The organism is Paractinoplanes abujensis, from assembly GCF_014204895.1.
Lineage (GTDB): Bacteria > Actinomycetota > Actinomycetes > Mycobacteriales > Micromonosporaceae > Actinoplanes > Actinoplanes abujensis.
Genome location: NZ_JACHMF010000001.1, coordinates 655,620 through 676,702 on the forward strand (window position 1 = coordinate 655,620; position 21,083 = coordinate 676,702).

A 21,083-nucleotide genomic window follows, 5' to 3' on the forward strand; every position below is an offset into this window, starting at 1 on the left:
CATGGACGCAGTGATCGTCACCGGCGGCTCGAGCGGGCTCGGTGCCGCCGTCGTGGACGCCGTGACCAAGGCCGGCGGCCGCCCGTTCGTGATCGACCGCCAGGCCCCGGCCGGCGGCGTGGCCTGGATCGAGTGCGACCTGGCCGACACCCGCGCCGCCGAGGAGGCCACCCGCCGCGCCATCGCGGAGGCCGGTGGCAGCATCGACGGCGTGGTGACCGCGGCCGGCATGGACGTGCCCGGCGCGCTGGCCGACATCCCGGGGGAGACCTGGGACCGGATCGTCACGATCGACCTGCTGGCCACCGCGGCCGTCATCCGGGCCGCGATCCCGGCGCTCAAGGAGTCGCACGGCGGCGTCGTGACTGTGGCCTCCACGCTCGGCGTCAAGGCGGTCAGTGACGCCACCGCCTACTGCGCGGCCAAGTTCGGCGTGGTCGGCTTCACCCGGGCCCTCGCGGCTGAGCTGGCCGGGCAGGTCAACGTCACTCTGGTGGTGCCGGGCGGGATGCGCACCAAGTTCTTCGACGACCGCGACGACCAGTACAAGCCGGGGCCGGATGCCGTGCTCAACGACCCCGCCCACGTGGCCGGGGCGATCATGTTCGCGCTCGGCCAGCCGCGGGGCTGCGCGGTGCGTGAACTCGTGATCGCGGCCGAGACGGAGACGTCGTACCCGTGATCCTGGCCCTGCGCGCGCTCGGGGTGGGCGACCTGCTGACCGCGGTGCCCGCTCTGCGCGGGCTCCGCGGCGCCTTCGAGGGGCACACCCTCGCGCTGGGCGCGCCGACGTGGCTGACGCCCCTGATCTCGCTGATCGGGGGCGTCGACCGGATCGTGCCGGTCGACGGGCTCGGCCCCGCGGCTCTGCCGGCCGCCACGCTCGCGGTCAACCTGCACGGCTCCGGGCCCGAGTCGCACCGGCTGCTGCGGACGGCCTCACCCGATCGGTTGTGGGCGTTTGCCTGCCCCGCGGCGGGGCATCTCGACGGGCCTGCCTGGGATGAGGAGGACCACGAGGTGCAACGCTGGTGCCGCATGCTGAGCCACTACGACGTGGCCGCCGACCCGTCGGACCTGACGCTCCGGCCGCCGGCTGCCGCGGAGGCCGACGTCTCGATCATTCACCCCGGGGCCAAGTCGCCGTCGCGGCGCTGGCCGGTCGAGCGTTACGCGGCCGTGGCCGGGCGGCTGCGCGCCGACGGCCACCGGGTGCTGATCACCGGCTCCGACCGGGAGCGAGACCTGGCCGTACGGGTCGCCACCCGCGCCGGCCTCGACGAGTCGGCAGTGCCGCGCACCGACCTGGGTGAGCTCGCCGCCCTGGTCGCCCGGGCCCGGGTCGTGATCAGCGGGGACACCGGCATCGCCCACCTCGCGACGGCCTACCGCACGCCGTCCGTGGTGCTCTTCGGCCCCATGTCGCCGGCCCGCTGGGGACCGCCGGCCCGGCCGCAGCACCGCGCGATCTGGCACGGCACCCGCAGCGAACCCGGCGACAGTCCCGGCCCGCGCGTGCACCCGGCCCTGCTGGCCATCGAGCCCGACGAGGTGCTCGCCGCCGCCCGCGAGGTGACCGGTGCGACTGCGGCGCTCTGACCTCGAGAAGCCCGGCTACGCGCGACAGCGTACGGGGAAGGGTTTCACCTATCGCGACACCGACGGCACCCGGCTGACCGACACCGAGGCCGTCGAACGGATCAAGGCGCTGGTCATCCCGCCCGCCTGGACCGACGTGTGGATCTCGACCGACCCCCGCGGGCACATCCAGGCCACCGGCATCGACGCGGCCGGCCGCAAGCAGTACCGCTATCACGACGACTGGCGGACCGCCCGCGACGAGGCGAAGTTCGACCACGCGCTCGAGGTGGCGGCGCGGCTGCCCAAGATCCGTGACCGGCTCTGCGCCGACCTGACCGAGGGGCGCGGGCTGACCCGCGAACGGGTGCTGGCGGCGATCGTACGGCTGCTCGACATGGGCATGTTCCGGATCGGGAGCGACCAGTACGCCGTACGGGAGGACGATCCGTCGTTCGGCCTGTCCACCCTGCAGCCGTCGCATGTGCGGACGCGAGGCGGCTGCGTGCTGCTGGAGTTCACCGGCAAATCCGGCGTCGACCACTCGGGCACCGTCGGCGACGGCGAGGTGTGCCAGGTGCTGCGCGACCTCAAGACCCGGCGCCGCGGGCACAACCGGCTGTTCGCCTTCTACGACCGGACGGCCCGGCGCTGGCGCGAGATCCACGCCGACGACATCAACGACTACCTGCGCGAAATCAGCGGCGAGCAGATGACGGCCAAGGACTTCCGGACGTGGCACGGCACCGTCGAAGCGGCCCGGTCCCTCGCCGCTCAGGGCCCGCAACCGACCGAGTCCAAGCGCAAGAAGGCCGTCTCGCACGCCATGAAGGAGGTCGCCGAGCTGCTGGGCAACACCCCGGCGGTGGCCCGCGCCTCCTACGTCGATCCCCGGGTGCTCGAAGCCTACGAGGAAGGCGAGGTCGTCCGGTCCGACAGCGAGAAGGCAGTCAGCAAACTCATCAAGGAAACCGCCGACTGACCGGACTGCGGGAGCGGCCGACCGGTGGCAGGATCGTTGGTATGACTGTCATCGCTACGCTCACCGTCGAACGCCCGTCGGGGCACTGGTTCGATCGGGCCCGGGCGTACGAGATCGTCGTCGACGGCGCCGTCAAAGGGTCCGTCCGCTGCGGCCGTGAGCTGTCGCTGGCGTTGCCCCCGGGCACCCACACCGTGCGGGTCAAGCTCGACTGGACCGGCAGCGAGGCCCTGCCCGTCCACCTCGGACCGGGCGCCACCGTGCGGCTGCGCGTCGAGCCCCGCAGTGCCCGGCACGCGGCTGGGCGGCGCTACCTGCGCCTCACCCGCGTCGACTGAGGTGACCTTTGCTCGACCGGGCCGGCCGCCCTCGCTTGAGACGGCCACCGCTGGGTAAGGACACCGCCATGACCGACCGGGTGATGGTTTTTGCCCCCGCGCCGATCCTGACCGTGACGATCGAGCAGCACCACAACGCGCCGAACCTGCACGTCCATCCGGGCGGTCAGGGTGTCTGGCAAGCCCGCATGATCACCGCCCTCGGGGTGCCGGTGAGCCTGTGCGTCGCCCTCGGCGGCGAGCCCGGTTTCCTGGTCGAGGCGCTGCTCGAGGCCGAGGAGTTCGACGTGCGTACGGTGTCGCGGCGCGCGGCGACCGGGTGGTACGTGCACGACCGGCGCGACGGCGAGCGCGACACGGTGGCTGAGCATCCGGGGGAGCCGCTGGAACGCCACGACCTGGACGAACTGCACAACGTCGCGCTGACCGAGGGGCTGCGCTCGTCGGTGGCCGTCCTGAGCGGACCGCACGGCCCGTCGGTGGTCGACCCGGCCCTGTACGAGCGGCTCGCGGCGGACCTGACGGCCAACGGCGTGCGGGTGGTGGCCGACCTGTCCGGTGATCACCTCACCGCCGTACTGGAAGGCGGGGTGGCCTTCGTCAAGGTCAGCCACGAGGAACTCGTCGGCGACGGGCTGGCTCAGGACGACAGTGTCGACGCCCTGCTGGGGGCCGGTCGCGCCCTGCTCGAGCGTGGGGTCGAGGCGGTGCTGATCAGCCGGGCCGGGGACGCGGCGCTGGCGCTCTACGACGGCCACGAGTGCGAGGTGCATCCGCCGCCGCTGCGGGTCAACGAGCATCGCGGGGCGGGGGATTCGATGACCGCGGGGGTGGCTTCGGTGCTCGCGAGGGGTGGTTCGATGGAGGAGGCCTTGCGTACGGGGTCGGCGGCTGGTGCCCTGAACGTGACCCGGCACGGACTGGGGACCGGAAGGGGCGAGGCGGTGCGGGAGTTGATGAGCCGTGTGCGGATCGAGCCGCGATGAGGGTGCTCGTCACCAACGACGACGGGATCTCCGCGCCCGGTCTGCGGGCTCTGGCTCTGGCTGTCTCCGGTGCTCATGACGTTGTCGTCGCGGCACCGCAGGAAGAGGCCAGTGGCCTGAGCTCCGCCCTGACGGCCGTCGTGTCGGACGGTCGGATCGTGCTGTCCCACGCCGACATCGCGGACTTGCCGGCTTACGGCGTGGCGGCCTCTCCGGCGTACATCGTGGTGCTGGCGTCGCTGGGGGTCTTCGGGCCGCCGCCGGACCTCGTGCTGTCGGGCGTCAACCGGGGGGCCAACGCGGGCCGGGCCGTGCTGCACTCGGCGACCGTGGGGGCGGCGCTGACCGCGGCCAACTACGGCATGCGGGCGATGGCGGTGTCGCTCGACGTGCTGCACCCCGAGGCCGAGGTGTCGGCCGCCTCCGGGGGCAACGCGATCGTGCTGCCCTCCGACGACGTACTCAACTGGGACGCGGCCGCCGCCACGGCCGCCGGGCTGATGGACACGCTGGCCGGGACGGCGCCGGGCACGGTGCTCAACGTCAACGTGCCCGACCGGTCCGCGCCCGCCGAGCTGCGGGAGGCCACCCTGGCGGCGTTCGGTCAGGCCGGCATCGCGGTCGCCGAGTCCGGGGAGGGCTTCGTCCGGACGACCATCGAACGCGTCGATGAGCCGCTGGTGCCCGGAACCGACCTGGCGCTGCTGGCCGAGGGCTACGCGACGGTCACCGCCCTGCGGCCCCCGGCCGAGGTGGGCGGCGTCCGGATCCCGTCCCAGCGCCGCGTCCCGTCGTAGACCGGGACCAGCGCGGCCACGGCGACCGCCAGCAGCAGCCGGGACTCGCCGACCAGCGGCAGCAGCATGACCGTCACGACGACGGCCGGCCATGCCGCACGCACCCAGGCGGGACCGGCCACGGGCAGCAGGGCGGCCAGCACGAGCCAGACCTGGTGATGTGTCCACGACACCGGTGACAACACGATCCCGGCCGCGCCCACGACGACCGTCGCGCCCAGCCAGTACTTCTCGCCGGCCAGCCGCACGGCCCTGATCAGTGCGGCCGCCACGATGCCGCCGCCGATCGCCAGCACCAGCACCGACCGGGCGTGATCGGGCACGTCGAGCCGCATGAGGGCGCCGTTGAGCGACTGATTGCCCGCGCCGGTGATGTAGCCGAGCCGGCTCACGTGGAACAACTCGCCCGTCCAGAACCGCCACGAGTCACCGGGCAACGCCAGCGCGCCGACCAGCCCGCAGCCCGCGAACGTCAGCGTGGCCACGACCGCCGCGCGTCGCCGGCCCGAGAACCACAGCAGCGGGATGAAGATCAGCGGCGTGAGCTTGACGGCGGCCGCGATGCCGATCAAGACCCCGTTCGCTCCCGTACGGCGCAGCAGCAGCACGTCGGTCAGCACCAGCACGACCAGGAACAGGCTGACCTGGCCGTATTTGAGGTTCGAGGAGATCGGCGCGGACAGCACCAGAACCAGGGCTGCGATCGCTGATGCGGCCGGGCCACTTGCCGGCGCTGCTGTCATCGCCTGGCCCCGCGTGTTCCCGGCGCCGTCCGCCGTCGCCCGGCCGCGCATCACCAGCACGGCCAGGGCGGCCACCGCGGCCAGGGTGACCACAGTCCACGCGATCTGCACCACGGGTACCGGCACCCAGGTCAGCGGCGTGAAGACCAGGGCGGCGAACGGCGGATAGGTGAACGGCGCGGCGCCCCGCGTGAAGTCGTACAGGCTGTCGCCGTCGGCCAGCCCGCCCACCGCGCCCAGGTAGACGGACAGATCGGTGAGCCGCGCGTCCACCGGCTTGCCCAGAACGACCGCGGCCGTCACCGCGCCGGTCAGGGCAGTCGTGAGCCACATCCATCGTTTCCCCATGCTCGGAACTCTACATAGGGTCTGGGCTGCGCAGAAGAGGCCGTGTCGCCTTCGTTATCAGCGGTGAGCGTCGGCCGCCCGCACCGCCAGCACAGCCACCACCAGCGCGACGAGCCCGGCCCCGGCCGGGTGCTCGGCGAATCCGAACCCGAACGCTGTCGTGTTGTCCAGCATCCGCGGCAGGGCAGCCTCGGCGTCGGCGGGCGCGCCGGACAGCAGGGGCGCCACCGCCATCCCGGCTCCCGCCGCCGCGACCCCGACCACGATCCGGCGCGCGTCGTCACCGACATGCGCCGCCCGGACCGTGAAGCGGCGCCACGCCCGGGCCGCCGGCTGGCACGTCACCGCCGGACCCGGCGGGGTCAGCGCGTTGCCGGATGTCGGCATCGGTGCGCTGCCGGGCGCCTCAACGGGCCCGGCCTGCGCGATGACGACCGTCGGGACCTGCGCGGCCGCGGCCCGCGATGCGGCGCCGGTGGACGCCCGGCCGGACGCGCCGCGGAGGACCGAGGCCAGCACGAAAGCGGTGCACAGCAACAGCGGCCCGGTCATCACGGCCGCGTTGGCCAGCAGGATGTCGGAGGCGTGAAAGGCCTGACCCGACGACTGCAGACTGCCGAACGCGGCCGAACCGTCGGGAAAGTGCGGGCCGAACGCGACGGTGTCACCCGGCAGCAGCGCGAGCGGGAGCCAGGCCGGGGCGCTCCACGCGGGCACGCCGAGCACCGAGGCCGCGTGGGCCGAGCCCGCCACCGTGGCCAGTTCCAGCGTGAGCAGTCCGCCGCCCACGGCGTAGCGGGCCGGGAGGTGTCGCGCCCACCGGGACACAGCAGTGATGCCGGCAACCCAGACCACCACGGCCGGGGCGATGTCGACGGCGCCCATGAACGGCATGATCGGCACCGGGTTGCCCGCGAACAGAAAACCGAAGACGGCCGCCCCCACGAGCAGCCCCGACACCCGGACCCGCCGCCCGAGCAGGACGAGCGCCACCGCCGCCACGAACAGCACGAGCGGCGCGAACACCGCGGCCGCGCGCGCGACGTTCGCCACCAGGGCGGCGCACAACGTCACCCCGGCCGCGACCGCCGCCGCCCGCGCGAACCCCTGCCCCCGTTCCCGCCACGACGGCTCGTCGACAGCGGGCGACACCGCCAGCGAGGCCGCGAAGCCCAGCTTCCGCCGCCACCCACCGGCTGCCGCCAGTTCGGCCAGCCACTCCTCGCGCATGACGCCGGCCAGATCGTCGGGCCACCGCCGCGCCGCAACAGTCACGAGCCCCCGCGCCACCCGATCAGCGACACCTCGCCCCGGCCGGGCGGCCCCGTCCCGGCCCGGTTGATCGGCCCCGCTTCGGCCCGGCCGCCGCATCACGCCTCCTGCGCGCGGCCGGTGGCCCCGGTCGCCCGCGCCATCTGCTGCTGCATCAGCGCCACCTCGCGCCGGGCGGCCACCACGCCGTCCGCGGTGAGCCGGTAGTAGCGCCGGCTCGGCCGCCCCTCGGCCACCGGATCGATCTCCTCCCAGCGCGACTCGACCCACCCCGCCCGCTCGAGCCGGGCCAGGATCGGATAGAGCGTGCCGCTGGGCAGCCCCGACTGCTGCATCAGCTCCAGCCCGTAACGCTGCGCCCCCGGCTCGGCGAGCAGACCGGCCAGCACCCGCAGCACCGACGCGGTGATCCGTGGTCCACCCATGTACGCACTCTACATAGGGGCGAAAGGTTGATCGACAGGAGTAAGACTGGTCACATGCATGTGTCTTTCCCCCGCATGCTGTCGCGTACGCAGAGGTTCACGCTCGGGCGGCCGCAGCGCCTCACCCTGGTCGCGGGCGGCCTCCGGCTGCTGTTCCTGCGCAGCTCGGGCGGGGAGGACAGAGTGCGCCGGCTGTGGGTCCTCGACCTCGCGACCGGCCAGGAGAGGCTGCTCGCCGACCCGGGGGAGCCCGCAGGTGAGACCACCATGTCGGCGGCCGAACGGGCCCGTCGCGAACGGGCGCGGGACAGGTCGGCCGGGATCTCCGGCTACAGTGCCGACCGTGAGGCGCGCCTGATCGCGTACACGGCCGATCAGCGGCTGCACGTCGTCGACGCGGGCACCGGCGAGGCGAGACGCGCGAGCTGGCGGCCCGGACGCCGCTGACCGATGCCACGATCAGCCCGGACGGGGCGGTGGTGGCCTACGTGCACGACGGCGAGCTGCGGACGATCGGCGTCGACGGCCACGACGACCGGGCGCTCGCCACCCCCGAGCACGAGCTGGTCACGTACGGGCTGGCCGAGCACGTCGCGTCGGAGTCGATGCAGCGGCATCGCGGGTTCTGGTGGGCGCCCGACGGACGGCGGCTGGCCGTGGCGCGGGTCGACAACGAGCCCGTCCAGGTGTGGTATCTCAGCGACCCCAGCCGACCGGCCGAGCCGCCGACCGCGCAGCGCTACCCGGTGGCGGGCACGGCCAACGCCGACGTGCAGCTGTGGGTTCTGGGCGACGGCGAACCGGTGCGGGTCGACTTCGGGTGGGACGAGTACGAATATCTGGTCGACGTCGTATGGGACGCGCACGGGCTGATGGCGGTCGTGCAGAACCGGCCGCAGACCGTGCTCCGCGTGCTCGCGGTCGACCCGGCCACCGGGCGTACGGAAAAACTCGCCGAGAACACCGATCCGAGCTGGACGCACATCGCGCCCGGCTTCCCCCGCCGTACTGGGGAGGGTTCTTTGATCTGGACGGCCGACGACGGCGGCACGCGGCGCCTGACCGTTGACGGCCGGCCCGTCACGCCCGACGGTTTGCAGGTGGCCGAGTTGAGCGCGGTCGACGGCGACACCGTGCTCTTCACGGCCTCGCCGGAACCCACCGAGATGCACGTCTGGTCATGGTCGGCGGCCGACGGACTGCGCCGGCACACCAGCGAACCGGGCCGCCACGAGGGCTTCCGCGCAGGCGGCACCACCGTGATCAACTCGGCCACGCTGACCGGGCAGAGCATCACCTGGCCCGGCGGCACCGTCCGGGACCTCGCCACCGTCTCACCGGTCGTGCCCAAGGTCTCGCTGCTGCGCGCCGGCCGGCACGAACTGCGGACGGCCGTCCTGTTCCCCGCCCTGTGGCAGCGCGGCGAGCGGCTTCCCGTGCTGATGGACCCGTACGGGGGTGCCGCCATGGTCCGCGCCGTCGCCGACCGCCGGTCCTACTACGTGTCGCAGTGGTTCGCCGACCAGGGGTTCGCGGTGATCGTCGCGGACGGTCGCGGCACCCCCGGCCGCGGGCCGCGCTGGGAGAAAGAGGCGTACGGGCGCTCGGCGGCCAAGCTGCTCGAGGACCAGATCGTGGCCCTCGAGACGGTGGCCGGGCTCTACCCCGAGCTCGACGTCAACCGGGTCGGCATCCGTGGCTGGTCGGCCGGTGGCTACCTGGCGGCCCTGGCCGTACTGCGCCGCCCCGACGTCTTCCACGCCGCCGTGGCCGGGGCGCCCGTGACCGACCTGCGGCTCTACGACACCCACTGGCAGGAGCGGTTCCTCGGTCACCCGGCGAGCAACCCCGGCTCGTACGAGGACGGGTCGTTGATCGCCGACGCCGCAGGCCTGTCCCGGCCGTTGCTGCTGATCCACGGCCTGGCCGACGACAACGTCTACCCGGTGCACACGATGCGGTTGTCGGCGGCCCTGCTCGCCGCCGGAAAGCCGCACACCGTCCTGCCGCTGGCCGGCGCGAGCCACATGCCCCCCGACACCGACCTGCTCACGCCGGAACTGCGCTTCCTGCGTGAGGCCCTAGCCGCCCCCCGCTGAGCTCGAGCACCCGATCCACCCGGTCCAGCCCCTCGGGCCGGTGAGTCAGCAGCAGCACCGTACGGTTCCCCGACGCCGCCAGCAGGTCACTCATCACGGCCTCGGCCACGTCCTCGTCGAGGCCCTCGGTCGGCTCGTCCAGCACCAGCACGTCCGGTTCGGCCAGCAGCGCCCGCGCCGTGGCGAAGCGGCGCGCCTGGCCACCCGACATCGTGGTCCCGCCGCTGCCCAGCCACGTGTCCAGCCCTCGCGGCAGCGTTTCGAGCCACGTTCCCAGCCGTACGCGGGTCAGCGCGGCCCGCAGCTCACCATCGCTCGCGGCCGGCCGGGCCAGGCGCAAGTTCTCGCGCACGGTGGACGCGAAGACGTGATCGGTGTCGTCGCCGACCACCACGATCCGCCCCCGGACCTGGTGCTCGGGCCGGTCGGCGTGCGCCACCGTGCCCGATCGGGGGTCCAGCAGCCGGGCCACCACCGCGGCCAGCGTCGACTTGCCCTCCCCGGACCGGCCCACGACGGCGACCCGCTCCCCGGCGGCCACCTCCAGATCCAGCCCGCGCAGGGCGGGCTCCCGCCCGGGGTCCCAGCCCGCGGTGACGTCGCGCAAGCTGATGCCCAGAAGCTTCTCGTCCGCAGCCGCCCCGCCCGCCGGGAACGTCGCGCTGGGCGGGTCGGCGGTCAGAGCGGCCAGCCGCTTCCCGGCCGCGGCAGCCTGCAACCGGGCGACCGCCGCGTCGGGCAGCGCGAGAACCGTCTCACCGAGCACAACGGTCGCCAGCAACAGCACCGCGCCCCACTCCGGGCTGAGCCCACCCACCGCGAACGCCGTCCCCACCACGGCAACACCCCACCCGAGATGCGCAACAGCAGCCGCCCGGCCGGAAGCGTGCGCGGCCCGCGCCTCGAGCCGGGCCAACTCCCGGCTCCGCCGCCGCGGCACACCGCTGTCCGCGACACCGAGGTCCTCGACCCCGTCGACGGTCTCCACCATCGCGTCCCGCAGCCGGCCCCGCGCCTCCCCGGTAGCGTCCTCATCCCGCCGCGCCTGACGCACAGCCAGCGCCGGCGCGACGATCCCCGAGAGCAGCAGCCCCGCACCCAGCGGAAGCACCGCCGGCGGAGCCGTCACGGCGATCGCGCCCCCGGCCACCGCGGTCGTCACGCCCGCGATCAGGGCCGGCATCCGCCCCCGCAGCAGCCCGTCCACACGGGCGTCGACGTCACCGACCACCTTGGACAACAGGTCACCGCGCCGCCGCAGCCGGACCCCCGGAACCCGCGGAACAAGATCGGCGAAGACGCGCGCCCGCCAGGCCCCCAGCCGCGCGAAGGCCACATCATGCGCCACCAGCCGTTCCAAATACCGCAGCAACGGCCGGGCGACGGCACTACCCCGAACCAGCACCACTGCCGTCGACAGGCTCAGCACGGGCGGCAAGCTTGACGCCCGCACCAGCAGCCAGGCCGCGGCCCCGGTCAGCAGAAGCCCCGCCAGCGACGACCCACTACCCAGCACCACCGCGACGCCGGGCCGCCGCCACAGGGCCGCCCACCGGCCCGAGGCCGTGGTCGCCCTGCCCTTGGCCCTGCCGCGCCCGCCCTTTCGCCCAGACGCCGCGTTGGCTGTGCCGCTGCTGGCTGCTGTGCCGGTTGTGCCGCTCTTGGGCGCCGTGTTGGTTGGGCCGCTCTCGGGCGCGGCGCCGGCTATGCCGCTCTCTGCTGCCGCGCCGCTCCCGGCCGCTGTGCCGGTTGTGTCGCTCCCGGCCATCGGCTTGATGTCGGCGCTGTCGCCCTCTTCACGAGATGCCGCAGATCCGTCGACCTTCTTGCCGCTTTCCGTCGCGGCGTCTTGCGCCAGTGCCGTGCGTCCAACCTCGGCGACACCGGCTTGATCGCGGGCGAAAGTGTCGGTCGCCCCGGGCGTGGTCACCGGCACAACATGGTCGGCGGCGGCCAGCAGGGCCGGACGGTGCGCCACCACCAGGATCGCGGCCCCGCCCCGGGCCGCAGCGCGCAGACGGTCGATCACCAGCGATTCTGTGACGGCGTCGAGGTGCGCGGTCGGCTCGTCCAGCAGCAGGGTCACCGGCCCGTCCGCCTGGTGCAGCAGGGCGGCGAGGGCCAGGCGATGGCGTTGCCCCGCCGAGACACCGGAGCCGCGCTCACCCAGCGGGGTCTCCGCGGTGACGTCACCGTCGAGGCCTACAGAGTGGAGTGCTCCGGCGATGTCAGCGCCCGCCGGGAAGAGGTCAGCCACGACTCGGGCGTGCGGCAACGTCGGTCGCTGCGGCAGATAGAGCGGGTCGGCGGCGTGGGCCACGCCGGCAGTCGCTTCGTGCAAACCGGCCAGCACACGCAGCGCAGTCGTCTTGCCCGCGCCGGAGGGCCCGCTCAACGCGACGATCTCACCCGGCCGCACGACCAGTTCGTCGAGCGCCACCGCGTCCTGGGTGGCGCCGGGATAGCGAGCGCGCAGACCGAACGCGACCACTCCAGCGGGACCGTGGACCTCGGTCGCTGCGGCGGATGCGGCAGCGGCATGGGCAGCTCGTTGCGATGCCGGAGAGACATGGCCCGCGTCGGCACTCGAGCGAGCGCGCAGTCCGGCCGTGGCCACTCCAGCGGGACCGTCGATCTCCGTCGCCGCGGCGGATGCGGTAACGGCGGCGGGCGACGGGGTCGCGGCTTGGGTTGGGCTGGGGGCCTGGGGCGGCGTCGGCTGCACGGGAGCGGGCGGCGCGGCGGCGGCCGGCTCGCTGGTGGCGGGTGACGAGGTGGGCCCGCCGGGTGAGCCGGCGGTGAGGATCTCGTCGACGTCGGTGATGACCGCCGTGGCGTCAGTGGAGGCGTGGTAGCGGGCGGCCATCTCGCGGAGCGGGCGGTACGCCTCGGGCGCCAGCAGGATGACCAGCAGGGCCGGGCCCAGGGACAAGTTTCCGGCGGCGACCCGCAGGCCGGCCTCGACCGCGATCAGGCCGACGGAGAGGGTGCCGACGAGGTCCAGCGCCGTGGAGGAGAGGAAGGCCACCCGCAGGACCCGCAGCGTGGCGGAGCGGTGCTGGTCGGTGAGGTGTTCGACGACCGCGGTCTGGCGTTCGGCCCGGCCGTAGACGCGCAGGGTGGGCAGGCCGCGGACCACGTCGAGGAAGTGGCCGGCCAGGCGGGCGTCGGCCTGCCAGCGGCGGCGGGCCTGGGTCTGGGTGGCCCAGCCGATCAGGGCGCCCAGCACGGGGATCAGCGGCAGCGTGATCAGGGCGACCACGGCCGAGGTGGGGTCGACCAGGGCCATGGCCAGGATGACCAGCGGTGGCAGGGTGACGCCGAGGATCAGGGCCGGCAGGTAGCCGCTGAACCATGGCTTGAGCGTGTCGAGGCCGGTGGTGAGCACGGCGGTCAGGCGGCCGGCGCCGAAGGAGGCGACCCAGGCGGGGCCGCGCTGGGGGAGGGCGGCGAGCATGGCGCGGCGCAGTTCGTCGGTGACCCGGGCGGCGGTTCGGCGGGCCACGACCTGTTCGGCCCACGAGAACAGGGCCCGGGCCCCGAAGGCGACGGCCAGCAGGGCGGCCGCCCCGGGGCGCGACGAAGGGTGGGCCACCAGCAGGGTCAGCGCCACCGCGACGGCGATGGTGGCGCCGGCCTGGCCTGCTCCGAGGAGGGCCAGGCCGGCGATGCCCGTCCGGCTGGTGCGGGCATGACGCACCAGCCGGGGGTCCAGCGGTCCGCGTGGCGGGCGCGACCGCTGGATCTCCGCGGCCCGGAGAGGAGCCGTCGGAGCAGCCGCGGAAGGAGCGGCAAGGGGAGGAGCCGCAACGGAAGGAGCAGCAGTGGAAGGAGCAGCAACGGAAAGAGCAGCCCCGGAAGGAGGAACAACGGAAGGAGCAGCCGAGGAAGCAGCCGCGGAAGGAGTGGCCGCGGGCAGAGCGGGGGTGGTCATGAGGGGACCCGTTCGCTGGCGACGCGGCGGCGGAAGACCCAGTACGAGAACGCCTGGTAGGCCAGCACTCCGGGCAGGATCAGGACGCCCGCCCAGGTAATCAGTTCCAACGCCTGGGGGGTGGCGGCGGCCGAGGCCCGGGTCAGCGAGAAGGCCGGGTCGACCGTGCTGTGCAGGACGACCGCACCGCGGGCGGTGAAGACCGCGACCACCGCGCCGGCCACGGCCAGTGCCGTGGTGGCGAAGGCCAGGGCCTCGCGTCCGGCGCGGGCCAGCAGCCCGGCGGCGAAGCTGAGCACGGCCGCGACCAGGGCGAGGGGCGAACTCGTGAGGACCCCGGTCAGCAGCAGGGCGACGGCTCCGCCCGTGCCCAGCCATCGGGCCAGCATCCGGGCGCGGCGGCGCAGGGGCCCGCTCGTACGGAGGGAAAGGAACGTCGCCCCCAGCAGGAGCGCGGCCAGCAGGGCGCCCAGCGCGCCGAGCAGGGCTTCCCCGGTGAGGACGGGGTCGAGGCTGCGCGCCAGACCGGCCCCGGTGACCTGGCCGTCGGCGCCCAGGGCCAGGCCGCGGACGAAGACCGCCAGCAGCGCGCCCCACAGCAGCACGATGCCGAGCGAACTGGCGGCCAGCGCGACGTCGGCCCGGCGGCGGTAGCGTTCACCGTCGCCCTTGCCGCGGAACTCCAGGGCCACGCCACGCACCGCGAGCAGGAGCAGCAGCACCACCATGGGCACGTACAGGCCGGACAGCAGGGCGCCGTACCAGGCCGGGAACGCAGCGAACGTCACGCCGATGGCGGCCACCAGCCAGACCTCGTTGCCGTCCCAGAACGGGCCGATGGTGCGGACGGCGGCTCCCCGCTCATGGTCGTCGCGCCCCAGCAGCGGACCGAGCACGCCGACGCCGAAGTCGAACCCTTCGAGCACGAAGAACAGCACCCAGGCCAGCACGACGACCGAGAACCACAAGGTGATCACGTGAAAGCTCCTCAGTAGACGGGCGCGAGGTCCGATTTGTCCGCAGGAGAGGGGGAAGAAGCAGCGAGGGGTTGCCGCGCGAGATGGCGTACGAGCCGCAGCCAGACGACGGCGAGCACCCCGTAGACGAGCGTGAAGCCGGCGAGCGAGAAGAGAACCTCGGTGCTCGTCAGGCCGGGTGAGATCCCGTCGGCGGTCTTGGAGATGCCGAACGCGATCCACGGCTGCCGCGCGGTCTCGGTGAAGATCCAGCCGAAGGTGTTGGCCGCGGCGGGCAGCAGCGGGATGAGCGGCAGCCACCGGGTCAGCCAGTGCGGAGCTTGACGAGCTTTCCGCGTACGCCAGAGGTAGAACGCGGCGACGGCCATGGCGAGCATCCCCGCGCCGATCATGAGCCGGAACGTCCAGAAGGCGACCGGGATCATCGGCACGTACGAGCCGGGGCCGAACTCCGCCGCGTACTGCGCCTGCAGGTCGTCGATGCCCTGCACGGTGGCGCCGGGGTCGCCCTTGGCCAGGATCGACAGCAGCCAGGGAATCTCCAGCGCGAACTCGGGCAGCGGCTTGCCGGTCGCGAAGACGGCGAACGGCGCGCCCGACGTCGTCTCGTACAGGGCCTCGGCGGCGGCCATCTTCATCGGCTGGACCTCGGTGATGACCTTGCCCAGGTGGTCGCCGGTCAGCGCCGTGAACCCACCCCCGGCCAGCGTCAGCCAGGCGCCGAGACGAGCCAGGATCCTGTACGCGGGGTCGGCCGCGAGACGCCACACGCCCAGCGCGAGCAGGAGCGCGCCGCCGACCATCAGCGCCCCCGCCATGGTGTGCGGGAACGCGGCCAGGTTGACCTTGTTGAGCATCAGTTCGGTGAACGACGTGAGCCGGGCCCGGCCGGTGGCGGGGTCGAGGGCGTACGCGACCGGGTTCTGCATGAAGCTGTTGGCCGCGAGGATGATGAACGCGCTGAGCAGGGTGCCGGCCGCGACGATGACGATGCAGGCGGTGTGCACGAGCCGGGGCAGCCGGTCCCACCCGAAGTACCAGAGCGCGAGGAACGTCGCCTCCAGGAAGAACGCGAGCATGCCCTCGATGGCCAGGGTGGGCCCGAAGACGTCGCCGTAGAAGTTCGCGAAGGCGCTCCAGCCCAGCCCGAACTGGAATTCCTGCACGAGGCCGGTGACGACGCCGACGGCGAAGGTGACGATCAGCAGTTTGCCGACGAACTTCGTCAGGTGCAGGTATTCCGCGCGACGGGTCCGCAGCCAGGCGATCTGCAGGCCGGCGGCGCTCGCGGCCAGGCTGATCGACAGCGGCACGAAGAAGTAGTGGTAGATCGTCACGACCGCGAACTGCAGCCGCGTCAGGTCCAGCACGTCCATGGGTAGCCCCCTCTACGACGTCTCGTAGTAGATACTACGCCACGTAGTACGACGCGGTGACATAGAGGCGGTATGCTCGGTCACATGGCTCTCGGTGACTTGGAACGCGAGGTCATGACGCAGTTGTGGGACGCCGGTGAGCCACTCACCGTGCGGCAGGTGCACGAGCGCCTGAGCCGTCAGCGCGACTTGGCCTACACAACGGTGATGACCGTGCTCGATCGGCTGGCCAAGAAGGGCGTGGTCCTGCAGCAGAAGGCGGACCGCGCTTACAAGTACGCCGCCGCCCAGTCCCGCGAGGAGATGACGGCCTCGGTGATGCTGGACGCGCTGTCGTCCAGCGACGACCAGGACGCGGCGCTGGCTCACTTCGTGGGGCAGCTGCCACCGGAGGCGCTGGCGGCCGCGATCGAAGCGGTGCAGAAGAAGCGGTGACCGCGCTGCTGCTGGGTGCGCTCGGGCTGACGTTGTCGCTCGTCGTGCCCGGCATTCTGGCCAACGCCCGCTGGCCCGACCGGGCGCCGGCCGCCGCGGTGGTGCTCTGGCAGTCGATCACGTTGACGGCCGTGCTGGCCGCGCTCGGGGTGGTGCTGGCCGCGCCCGAGGAGGTCACCCGGGCCGCCGGTTCGGGGCAGACGGTGGCCGAGGTCGCGGTCGTCGGCGCCCTGGCCGTGGCCGCGGTCATCATTGTGCGCCTTCTCGTTTCCCTGTACGGGGTGAGCCGCCGTTCGCGGGCCCGCCGCGCCCGGCACCGGCTGCTCGTCGACCTGCTCGACCGGGCCGAGCAGCACCGTGAGCTCGGCCCCGACCACCTGCGCGTGCTCGACGGGGCCCTCCCGCTGGCCTACTGCGTGCCCGGCCGCGAGCCCCGCGTCGTGCTCAGCCACGGCGTGCTGCAGGTGCTCGACCGGGCCCAGATCGACGCCGTGCTGGCCCACGAGCAGACCCACCTGCGGCATCGGCACGAGGTGGTGATGGAGTCGTTCACCGCCTTCTATCGCGCGGTGCCGCGGCCGTTGCGCAGCCGCAAGCCGCTCGACGCCGTCAACCTGCTGCTCGAAATGGTCGCGGACGACGTCGCGCGCCGGCGGGTGGGGGACGGCCCGCTCCGGGCCGCGTTGGAGCGGCTCACCGATGCCGTCCCTCTCGCGGAGGACGTCAAGCCCGACCTCCGAGGTGACGCACGTCGCAGACGGCTCGATCGGCTGGCCGCGTCGCACACCCCGTCCGTCGCCCTCAACGTGGCCGCCGGGGCCGCCGCGTTGGGCCTGCTGGTGCTACCCACGGTGATCCTGGTTGTGCCCTGGCTCGACCGCGCGCTCGCAGCCTGGCCCCTGTAGTAACTCAGCGTGCAACTTCCGCCGCACAAAGTTGTTCGTCCGGTGCGCCTTTATATAAGGACATGATCGGGAGTACGGTGTTCCCCGGTCCGGCAGCCCCCCATCGTCCACCCGGCCGATCTGACGGATCACCGCCCGAAAGGACACCCACCTCCGTGCGTCGCGCCGCAGTTGTGCGCAGCCTGGTCTGCGCCGCCGTCGCGGTCGGGATCGTCTTCTCCGGACCCGTCGCCGCGCAGGCAACGCCCTCGCCGTCCTCGGTCGAGGCGCAGATCGACAAGCAGTGGAACGAGCTCGAACCGGTCATCGAGAAGTACAACGACGTGCACGGCACGTTGATCAAGAACAAGGCCCAGCAGAAGCAGCTGACCGCTCAGCTGAAGCCGCTGCAGACGCAGGTCGACGCCGCGATGCGGCAGGTGCGCGGGCTCGCGGTCGACGCCTACAAGCAGGGCTCGCCCAACGCGCTCAACGCCATGCTGATCAGCGGCTCGCCGACCGGCCTGACCGACAAGCTGATGTACCTGGACCAGCTCGCCCGGCACCAGCAGGAGCAGATCGCCGACGTCGCCGCGCTGCGTGACAAGCTGGCGGCCACCAAGGCCGACCTGGACGTGGTGACCAAGGAGAACGCCGCCCGCGACGCCGACCTGGCCAAGCGCAAGAAGGCGATCGAAGCCAAGATCACGTCGCTGCAGAAGCTGCGGATCCAGGCCTACGGTGCGTCGGGCGCGGAGGACGGACCGTTCAAGACCGGCCCGTGCCCGGTGGACTACACCAACGACAAGGGCGGCCGCGCGGCCCAGCGGGCCTGCGACCTGATCGGCCTGCCCTACGTCTTCGGCTCGGCCGGCCCCAACTCGTACGACTGCTCGGGTCTGACCCAGGAGGCGTGGGCGAGTGTCGGGGTGCACCTGGACCACTACACGAAAGACCAGTGGAACCAGGGCCGGCCGGTCTCCGAGGACGAGCTGCAACCAGGTGACCTGGTCTTCTACTATCCGGGCAGCCTGCATCACGTGGCCATCTACATCGGCGGCGGCATGGTCGTGCACGCGCCGCACACGGGCGACCACGTGCGCATGGCGACGATCGACCGCGGCCCGATCGCGGGTTACCGCCGGCCCGGCTAGATCGACATCACCACACTGATCGAAGGCCGCCGCGGCAGTTACCCGGCGGCCTTCGATGTTCCCGGCGGGCGCGGGCATAATTCCGTGTCATGAGCGACTCGCCCTTGATCGACAGCCTCACCGCGGCCGTCGAGGCCCGGCCCGACGACCTGACGCTGCGCCTGCACCTGGCCGAGCTGCTGGTCGGCGCGGGGCGGGGCGGCGAGGCGATCGGGCACGCCGCTCAGGTCCTGGCCCGTGAACCGGGCAACGCCGCCGCCCAGAAGCTGATGACGTCCGCCCTGGGCGGCCCGGCCCCTTCCGCTCCGCCGCCCGCGGCTCCGCCGCCCGCCGCCCCGGCGTCCGCCGCTCCGGCCGAGGCCGTCGACTGGGCCGCCATGGAGCAGGATCTCGGCGACATCGTCCCGCCCCGCTTCTCGCACGAGCAGGAGCCGGTGCGGGGCCACGAGGACCGCACGTTCGACATCGAGAAGTCCACCATCACGCTGGCCGACGTCGGTGGCATGCAGGAGGTCAAGAAGCGTCTCGAGATCTCGTTCCTCGGGCCGTTGAAGAACCCCGGACTCCGCACGCTGTTCGGCAAGAGTCTGCGCGGCGGCCTGCTGCTCTACGGCCCGCCCGGCTGCGGCAAGACCTTCCTGGCCCGCGCGGTGGCCGGCGAGATGGGGGCCGCCTTCATCTCCCTGTCGATCACCGACGTGCTCAACATGTGGGTCGGCAGCTCCGAGCGCAACCTGCACGACCTGTTCCAGTCGGCCCGGGGCCACGCCCCCTGCGTGCTGTTCCTCGACGAGATCGACGCCCTCGGCCACAAGCGCAGCCAGCTCAACTCGTCCTCGATGCGGACGGTGGTCAATCAGCTGCTGACCGAGCTGGACGGCGTCGACGGCAACAACGACGGCGTGTTCGTGCTGGCCGCCACCAACGCGCCGTGGGACATCGACTCCGCGTTGCGCCGCCCCGGCCGGCTCGACCGCACCCTGCTGGTGCTGCCGCCCGACAAGCCGGCCCGCGCCGCCATCCTGCAGTACCACCTGCGCGACCGCCCGGTGGCCGGCGTCGATCTGGGCCGGGTGGCCGACGCGACCGAGAACTACTCGGGCGCCGACCTGGCGCACGTGTGCGAGACCGCGGCCGAGTTCGCGATGCGCGACTCGATCGCCACCGGCGAGATCCGCATGATCAACCAGCAGGACATGCTGGCCGCCGCGCGCGAGGTCCGCCCGTCCACCGACGGCTGGTTCGCCACCGCCCGCAACGTGGCGATGTTCGCCAACGAGTCGGGGGAGTACGACGACCTCGCGGCCTACCTGAAGAAGCGCAAGAACCGGTGACGGCGTCACAGAAGCTCGCGCCGATCACAGCGCCACACCCGGCTGGTCCGCCCCGGCTCGCGCCGGTGACAGCGTGGGCCCGGCCCGCGCCGGTGTCAGCGTCGGCCCGGCCCGCGCCGCTGACAGTGTCGGCCTGGTTCGTGCCGGTGTCAGCGTTGGCCTGGTTCGTGCCGGTGCCAGCGTCGGCGCGGCGGGCTTGATGAAGCGCGGGCGCCGGTGACGTCGCCGCCCTCGGCCTATTGGCGGGCACAGCGGCTGGCCGAGGTCGGGCACTACGCGGAGGCCGAGCGGATCGCCCGCGAGGGCCTGGCCGAGGCGCCCGCCGACGGCTGGCTGCTCACCCTGCTGGCCTCGGTGTTGCGGCTGAAGCGCGACTACGCGGCTGCCCTGCGCGGGGCCGACGCCGCCGTCGCGGCCGCACCCCTGCTGTCCGACGCGCACCTGGAACGGGCCGAGAACCTGATCGTCCTGGTGCGCTCGAAGGATGCCGTCGACGCGGCGGCCGAGGCCGTGCGGCTCGACCCCCAGGCCGCGTCCGGGCACTTCGTGCTGGCTCGCGCGCTGGCCGCCGCCCGGGACTTCGACCGGGCCCGGGCCGCCGCCGCGCACGGCCGCACGCTGGCTCCGCGCTCGGTGGAGGGCCTGCTCACGGTGGCCGACGTGGAACGCGACGCGGGCCACCGGGAGCCCGCGCTGGCCGCGGCGCGCGCGGCGCTGGCCATCGATCCCGGCAACGCGTACGGGCGTTGGTTGATCGCCATGCTGGACGCCGAGCGGCTGCGGGTGCGCCGCTCGATGCGGGCGCTGCGTGAGGTCGCGCGGGACAATCCGGCCCGCGCCGATGTGGTCTCGATGACGTGGCCGATCCGGGGCGTGCTGAGCGGGCTGCGCCGGGGCCTGGCCGTGAGCGCGGGCCTGATCTGCGTGCTGCTGCTGATGGCGCACTGGTGGTGGGGGCCGGCCGGGTTTTTCGCGCGGATCGTGGCGGCCGTGCTGGCCGCGGTGATGGCCGGGTTCGCGGCCCGGGTGCTCATCCCCGCCGGGCGGCTGCCGTGGCGCTGTCTGGGGCTGCTGCCGCCGTTGATGCGCCGGGCCGACGTGGCGGGCCTGGCCCTCACCGCGCTCGGCGTGGCGCTGCTGGCGTTGTTCGCCGCCGTGCCGTGGTGGCCGCTGCCGGTGGTCGCGCTGGCCGTGACGCCGTTGCTGTGGCTGCTGGGCCTGACCGAGCTGCTGGGTGCGGGTCTCGATGACCCGGGCAGCCGGCAGGCGCTGAGCGACTGGACCGACGAGCTGCGCGACTGGTGGCGCACCACCAAGAGGGACCTGCGCGACGCCTGGAAGGACGACGAGGCCGGACCGGAGAACGGCCCGGCCCCACGCTGATCAACCCGACGCCCAGGCCCTTGCGACGGCCAGGGGCG

At 73.2% G+C, this 21,083-nt stretch carries 19 protein-coding genes; 13 read left to right on the forward strand and 6 right to left on the reverse strand.

Translation table 11 applies throughout. The features are described from left to right. The first annotated feature begins 1 nt into the window (after position 1). The 6 genes from BKA14_RS02510 to surE all read left to right on the forward strand — a co-directional run bounded on the left by BKA14_RS02510 (position 2) and on the right by surE (position 4,681). Positions 2 to 682: an SDR family oxidoreductase gene (locus BKA14_RS02510; protein WP_184949318.1), complete on the forward strand. Its 681-nt coding sequence runs from the start codon at positions 2 to 4 to the stop codon at positions 680 to 682. Beyond that, positions 679 to 1,599 carry a glycosyltransferase family 9 protein gene (locus tag BKA14_RS02515; protein WP_184949319.1) on the forward strand — a complete coding sequence of 307 codons (921 nt, stop codon included), beginning with the start codon at positions 679 to 681 and terminating at the stop codon, positions 1,597 to 1,599. The genes BKA14_RS02510 and BKA14_RS02515 overlap by 4 nt, the downstream gene beginning before the upstream one ends. Continuing rightward, positions 1,580 to 2,560 carry a DNA topoisomerase IB gene (locus tag BKA14_RS02520; protein ID WP_184949320.1) on the forward strand — a complete coding sequence of 327 codons (981 nt, stop codon included), beginning with the start codon at positions 1,580 to 1,582 and terminating at the stop codon, positions 2,558 to 2,560. The genes BKA14_RS02515 and BKA14_RS02520 overlap by 20 nt, the downstream gene beginning before the upstream one ends. A 41-nt stretch (positions 2,561 to 2,601) precedes the next feature. Continuing rightward, positions 2,602 to 2,898: a hypothetical protein gene (locus BKA14_RS02525; RefSeq protein ID WP_184949321.1), complete on the forward strand. Its 297-nt coding sequence runs from the start codon at positions 2,602 to 2,604 to the stop codon at positions 2,896 to 2,898. A 68-nt stretch (positions 2,899 to 2,966) separates the two neighbouring features. After that, complete coding sequence (locus BKA14_RS02530) at positions 2,967 to 3,884, forward strand: 1-phosphofructokinase family hexose kinase (protein WP_239092923.1); 918 nt, start codon at positions 2,967 to 2,969, stop codon at positions 3,882 to 3,884. Next, positions 3,881 to 4,681, forward strand: coding sequence for a 5'/3'-nucleotidase SurE (gene surE, locus BKA14_RS02535; RefSeq protein ID WP_184949322.1), 801 nt, complete (start codon positions 3,881 to 3,883; stop codon positions 4,679 to 4,681). The genes BKA14_RS02530 and surE overlap by 4 nt, the downstream gene beginning before the upstream one ends. Here the strand turns inward: surE and BKA14_RS02540 are convergent. From BKA14_RS02540 to BKA14_RS02550, 3 genes are all read right to left on the reverse strand, one after another. Then, positions 4,600 to 5,772, reverse strand: a complete 1,173-nt coding sequence (locus BKA14_RS02540) for a glycosyltransferase 87 family protein (RefSeq protein ID WP_184949323.1) — start codon at positions 5,770 to 5,772, stop codon at positions 4,600 to 4,602. The two genes, surE and BKA14_RS02540, sit on opposite strands and share 82 nt — an antisense overlap. Positions 5,773 to 5,829: 57 nt before the next feature. Next, entirely contained in the window at positions 5,830 to 7,047 is a 1,218-nt protein-coding gene (locus tag BKA14_RS02545) for a hypothetical protein (RefSeq protein WP_184949324.1), read from the reverse strand. A gap of 95 nt (positions 7,048 to 7,142) precedes the next feature. After that, positions 7,143 to 7,469, reverse strand: a complete 327-nt coding sequence (locus BKA14_RS02550; protein WP_184949325.1) for a PadR family transcriptional regulator — start codon at positions 7,467 to 7,469, stop codon at positions 7,143 to 7,145. A 54-nt stretch (positions 7,470 to 7,523) separates the two neighbouring features. Here BKA14_RS02550 and BKA14_RS43075 point away from each other — a divergent pair, with 54 nt between their 5' ends. Further along, entirely contained in the window at positions 7,524 to 7,916 is a 393-nt protein-coding gene (locus tag BKA14_RS43075; RefSeq protein WP_221477205.1) for a hypothetical protein, read from the forward strand. An 11-nt stretch (positions 7,917 to 7,927) separates the two neighbouring features. Then, complete coding sequence (locus BKA14_RS02555) at positions 7,928 to 9,568, forward strand: S9 family peptidase (protein ID WP_369076896.1); 1,641 nt, start codon at positions 7,928 to 7,930, stop codon at positions 9,566 to 9,568. On the opposite strand, the gene cydC is transcribed toward BKA14_RS02555, so the two are convergent. From cydC to BKA14_RS02570, 3 genes are all read right to left on the reverse strand, one after another. Next, on the reverse strand, positions 9,519 to 13,268 hold the full coding sequence (gene cydC, locus BKA14_RS02560) for a thiol reductant ABC exporter subunit CydC (protein ID WP_239092925.1): 3,750 nt from the start codon (positions 13,266 to 13,268) through the stop codon (positions 9,519 to 9,521). The two genes, BKA14_RS02555 and cydC, sit on opposite strands and share 50 nt — an antisense overlap. Positions 13,269 to 13,498: 230 nt before the next feature. After that, complete coding sequence (gene cydB, locus BKA14_RS02565) at positions 13,499 to 14,479, reverse strand: cytochrome d ubiquinol oxidase subunit II (RefSeq protein ID WP_184949327.1); 981 nt, start codon at positions 14,477 to 14,479, stop codon at positions 13,499 to 13,501. An 11-nt stretch (positions 14,480 to 14,490) separates the two neighbouring features. Further along, positions 14,491 to 15,855 carry a cytochrome ubiquinol oxidase subunit I gene (locus BKA14_RS02570; RefSeq protein ID WP_184949328.1) on the reverse strand — a complete coding sequence of 455 codons (1,365 nt, stop codon included), beginning with the start codon at positions 15,853 to 15,855 and terminating at the stop codon, positions 14,491 to 14,493. A gap of 84 nt (positions 15,856 to 15,939) precedes the next feature. Here BKA14_RS02570 and BKA14_RS02575 point away from each other — a divergent pair, with 84 nt between their 5' ends. The 5 genes from BKA14_RS02575 to BKA14_RS02595 all read left to right on the forward strand — a co-directional run bounded on the left by BKA14_RS02575 (position 15,940) and on the right by BKA14_RS02595 (position 21,045). Next, positions 15,940 to 16,290: a BlaI/MecI/CopY family transcriptional regulator gene (locus BKA14_RS02575; protein ID WP_184949329.1), complete on the forward strand. Its 351-nt coding sequence runs from the start codon at positions 15,940 to 15,942 to the stop codon at positions 16,288 to 16,290. Further along, complete coding sequence (locus BKA14_RS02580; protein WP_184949330.1) at positions 16,287 to 17,195, forward strand: M56 family metallopeptidase; 909 nt, start codon at positions 16,287 to 16,289, stop codon at positions 17,193 to 17,195. Before BKA14_RS02575 ends, BKA14_RS02580 begins: the two co-directional genes overlap by 4 nt. Positions 17,196 to 17,350: 155 nt before the next feature. Further along, positions 17,351 to 18,328 (forward strand): C40 family peptidase, encoded by a 978-nt coding sequence (locus tag BKA14_RS02585; RefSeq protein ID WP_239092927.1) that lies wholly within the window; start codon positions 17,351 to 17,353, stop codon positions 18,326 to 18,328. 89 nt (positions 18,329 to 18,417) lie between these two features. After that, the gene (locus tag BKA14_RS02590; RefSeq protein ID WP_184949332.1) at positions 18,418 to 19,662 is read left to right on the forward strand and encodes an AAA family ATPase; all 1,245 of its coding nucleotides are present in this window, start codon (positions 18,418 to 18,420) and stop codon (positions 19,660 to 19,662) included. A 216-nt stretch (positions 19,663 to 19,878) separates the two neighbouring features. Next, a complete protein-coding gene (locus BKA14_RS02595; protein WP_184949333.1) occupies positions 19,879 to 21,045 on the forward strand; it encodes a hypothetical protein in 1,167 nt (388 codons plus the stop codon). Positions 21,046 to 21,083: the final 38 nt, after the last annotated feature.

Coding starts and splice junctions, on each gene's coding strand:
- BKA14_RS02510 (WP_184949318.1), top strand. CDS start 2: ATGGACGCAGTGATCGTCACCGGCGGCTCGAGCGGGCTCGGTGCCGCC.
- BKA14_RS02525 (WP_184949321.1), top strand. CDS start 2,602: ATGACTGTCATCGCTACGCTCACCGTCGAACGCCCGTCGGGGCACTGG.
- BKA14_RS02530 (WP_239092923.1), top strand. CDS start 2,967: ATGACCGACCGGGTGATGGTTTTTGCCCCCGCGCCGATCCTGACCGTG.
- surE (WP_184949322.1), top strand. CDS start 3,881: ATGAGGGTGCTCGTCACCAACGACGACGGGATCTCCGCGCCCGGTCTG.
- BKA14_RS02540 (WP_184949323.1), bottom strand. CDS start 5,772: ATGGGGAAACGATGGATGTGGCTCACGACTGCCCTGACCGGCGCGGTG.
- BKA14_RS02550 (WP_184949325.1), bottom strand. CDS start 7,469: ATGGGTGGACCACGGATCACCGCGTCGGTGCTGCGGGTGCTGGCCGGT.
- BKA14_RS43075 (WP_221477205.1), top strand. CDS start 7,524: ATGCATGTGTCTTTCCCCCGCATGCTGTCGCGTACGCAGAGGTTCACG.
- BKA14_RS02570 (WP_184949328.1), bottom strand. CDS start 15,855: ATGGACGTGCTGGACCTGACGCGGCTGCAGTTCGCGGTCGTGACGATC.
- BKA14_RS02575 (WP_184949329.1), top strand. CDS start 15,940: ATGGCTCTCGGTGACTTGGAACGCGAGGTCATGACGCAGTTGTGGGAC.
- BKA14_RS02590 (WP_184949332.1), top strand. CDS start 18,418: ATGAGCGACTCGCCCTTGATCGACAGCCTCACCGCGGCCGTCGAGGCC.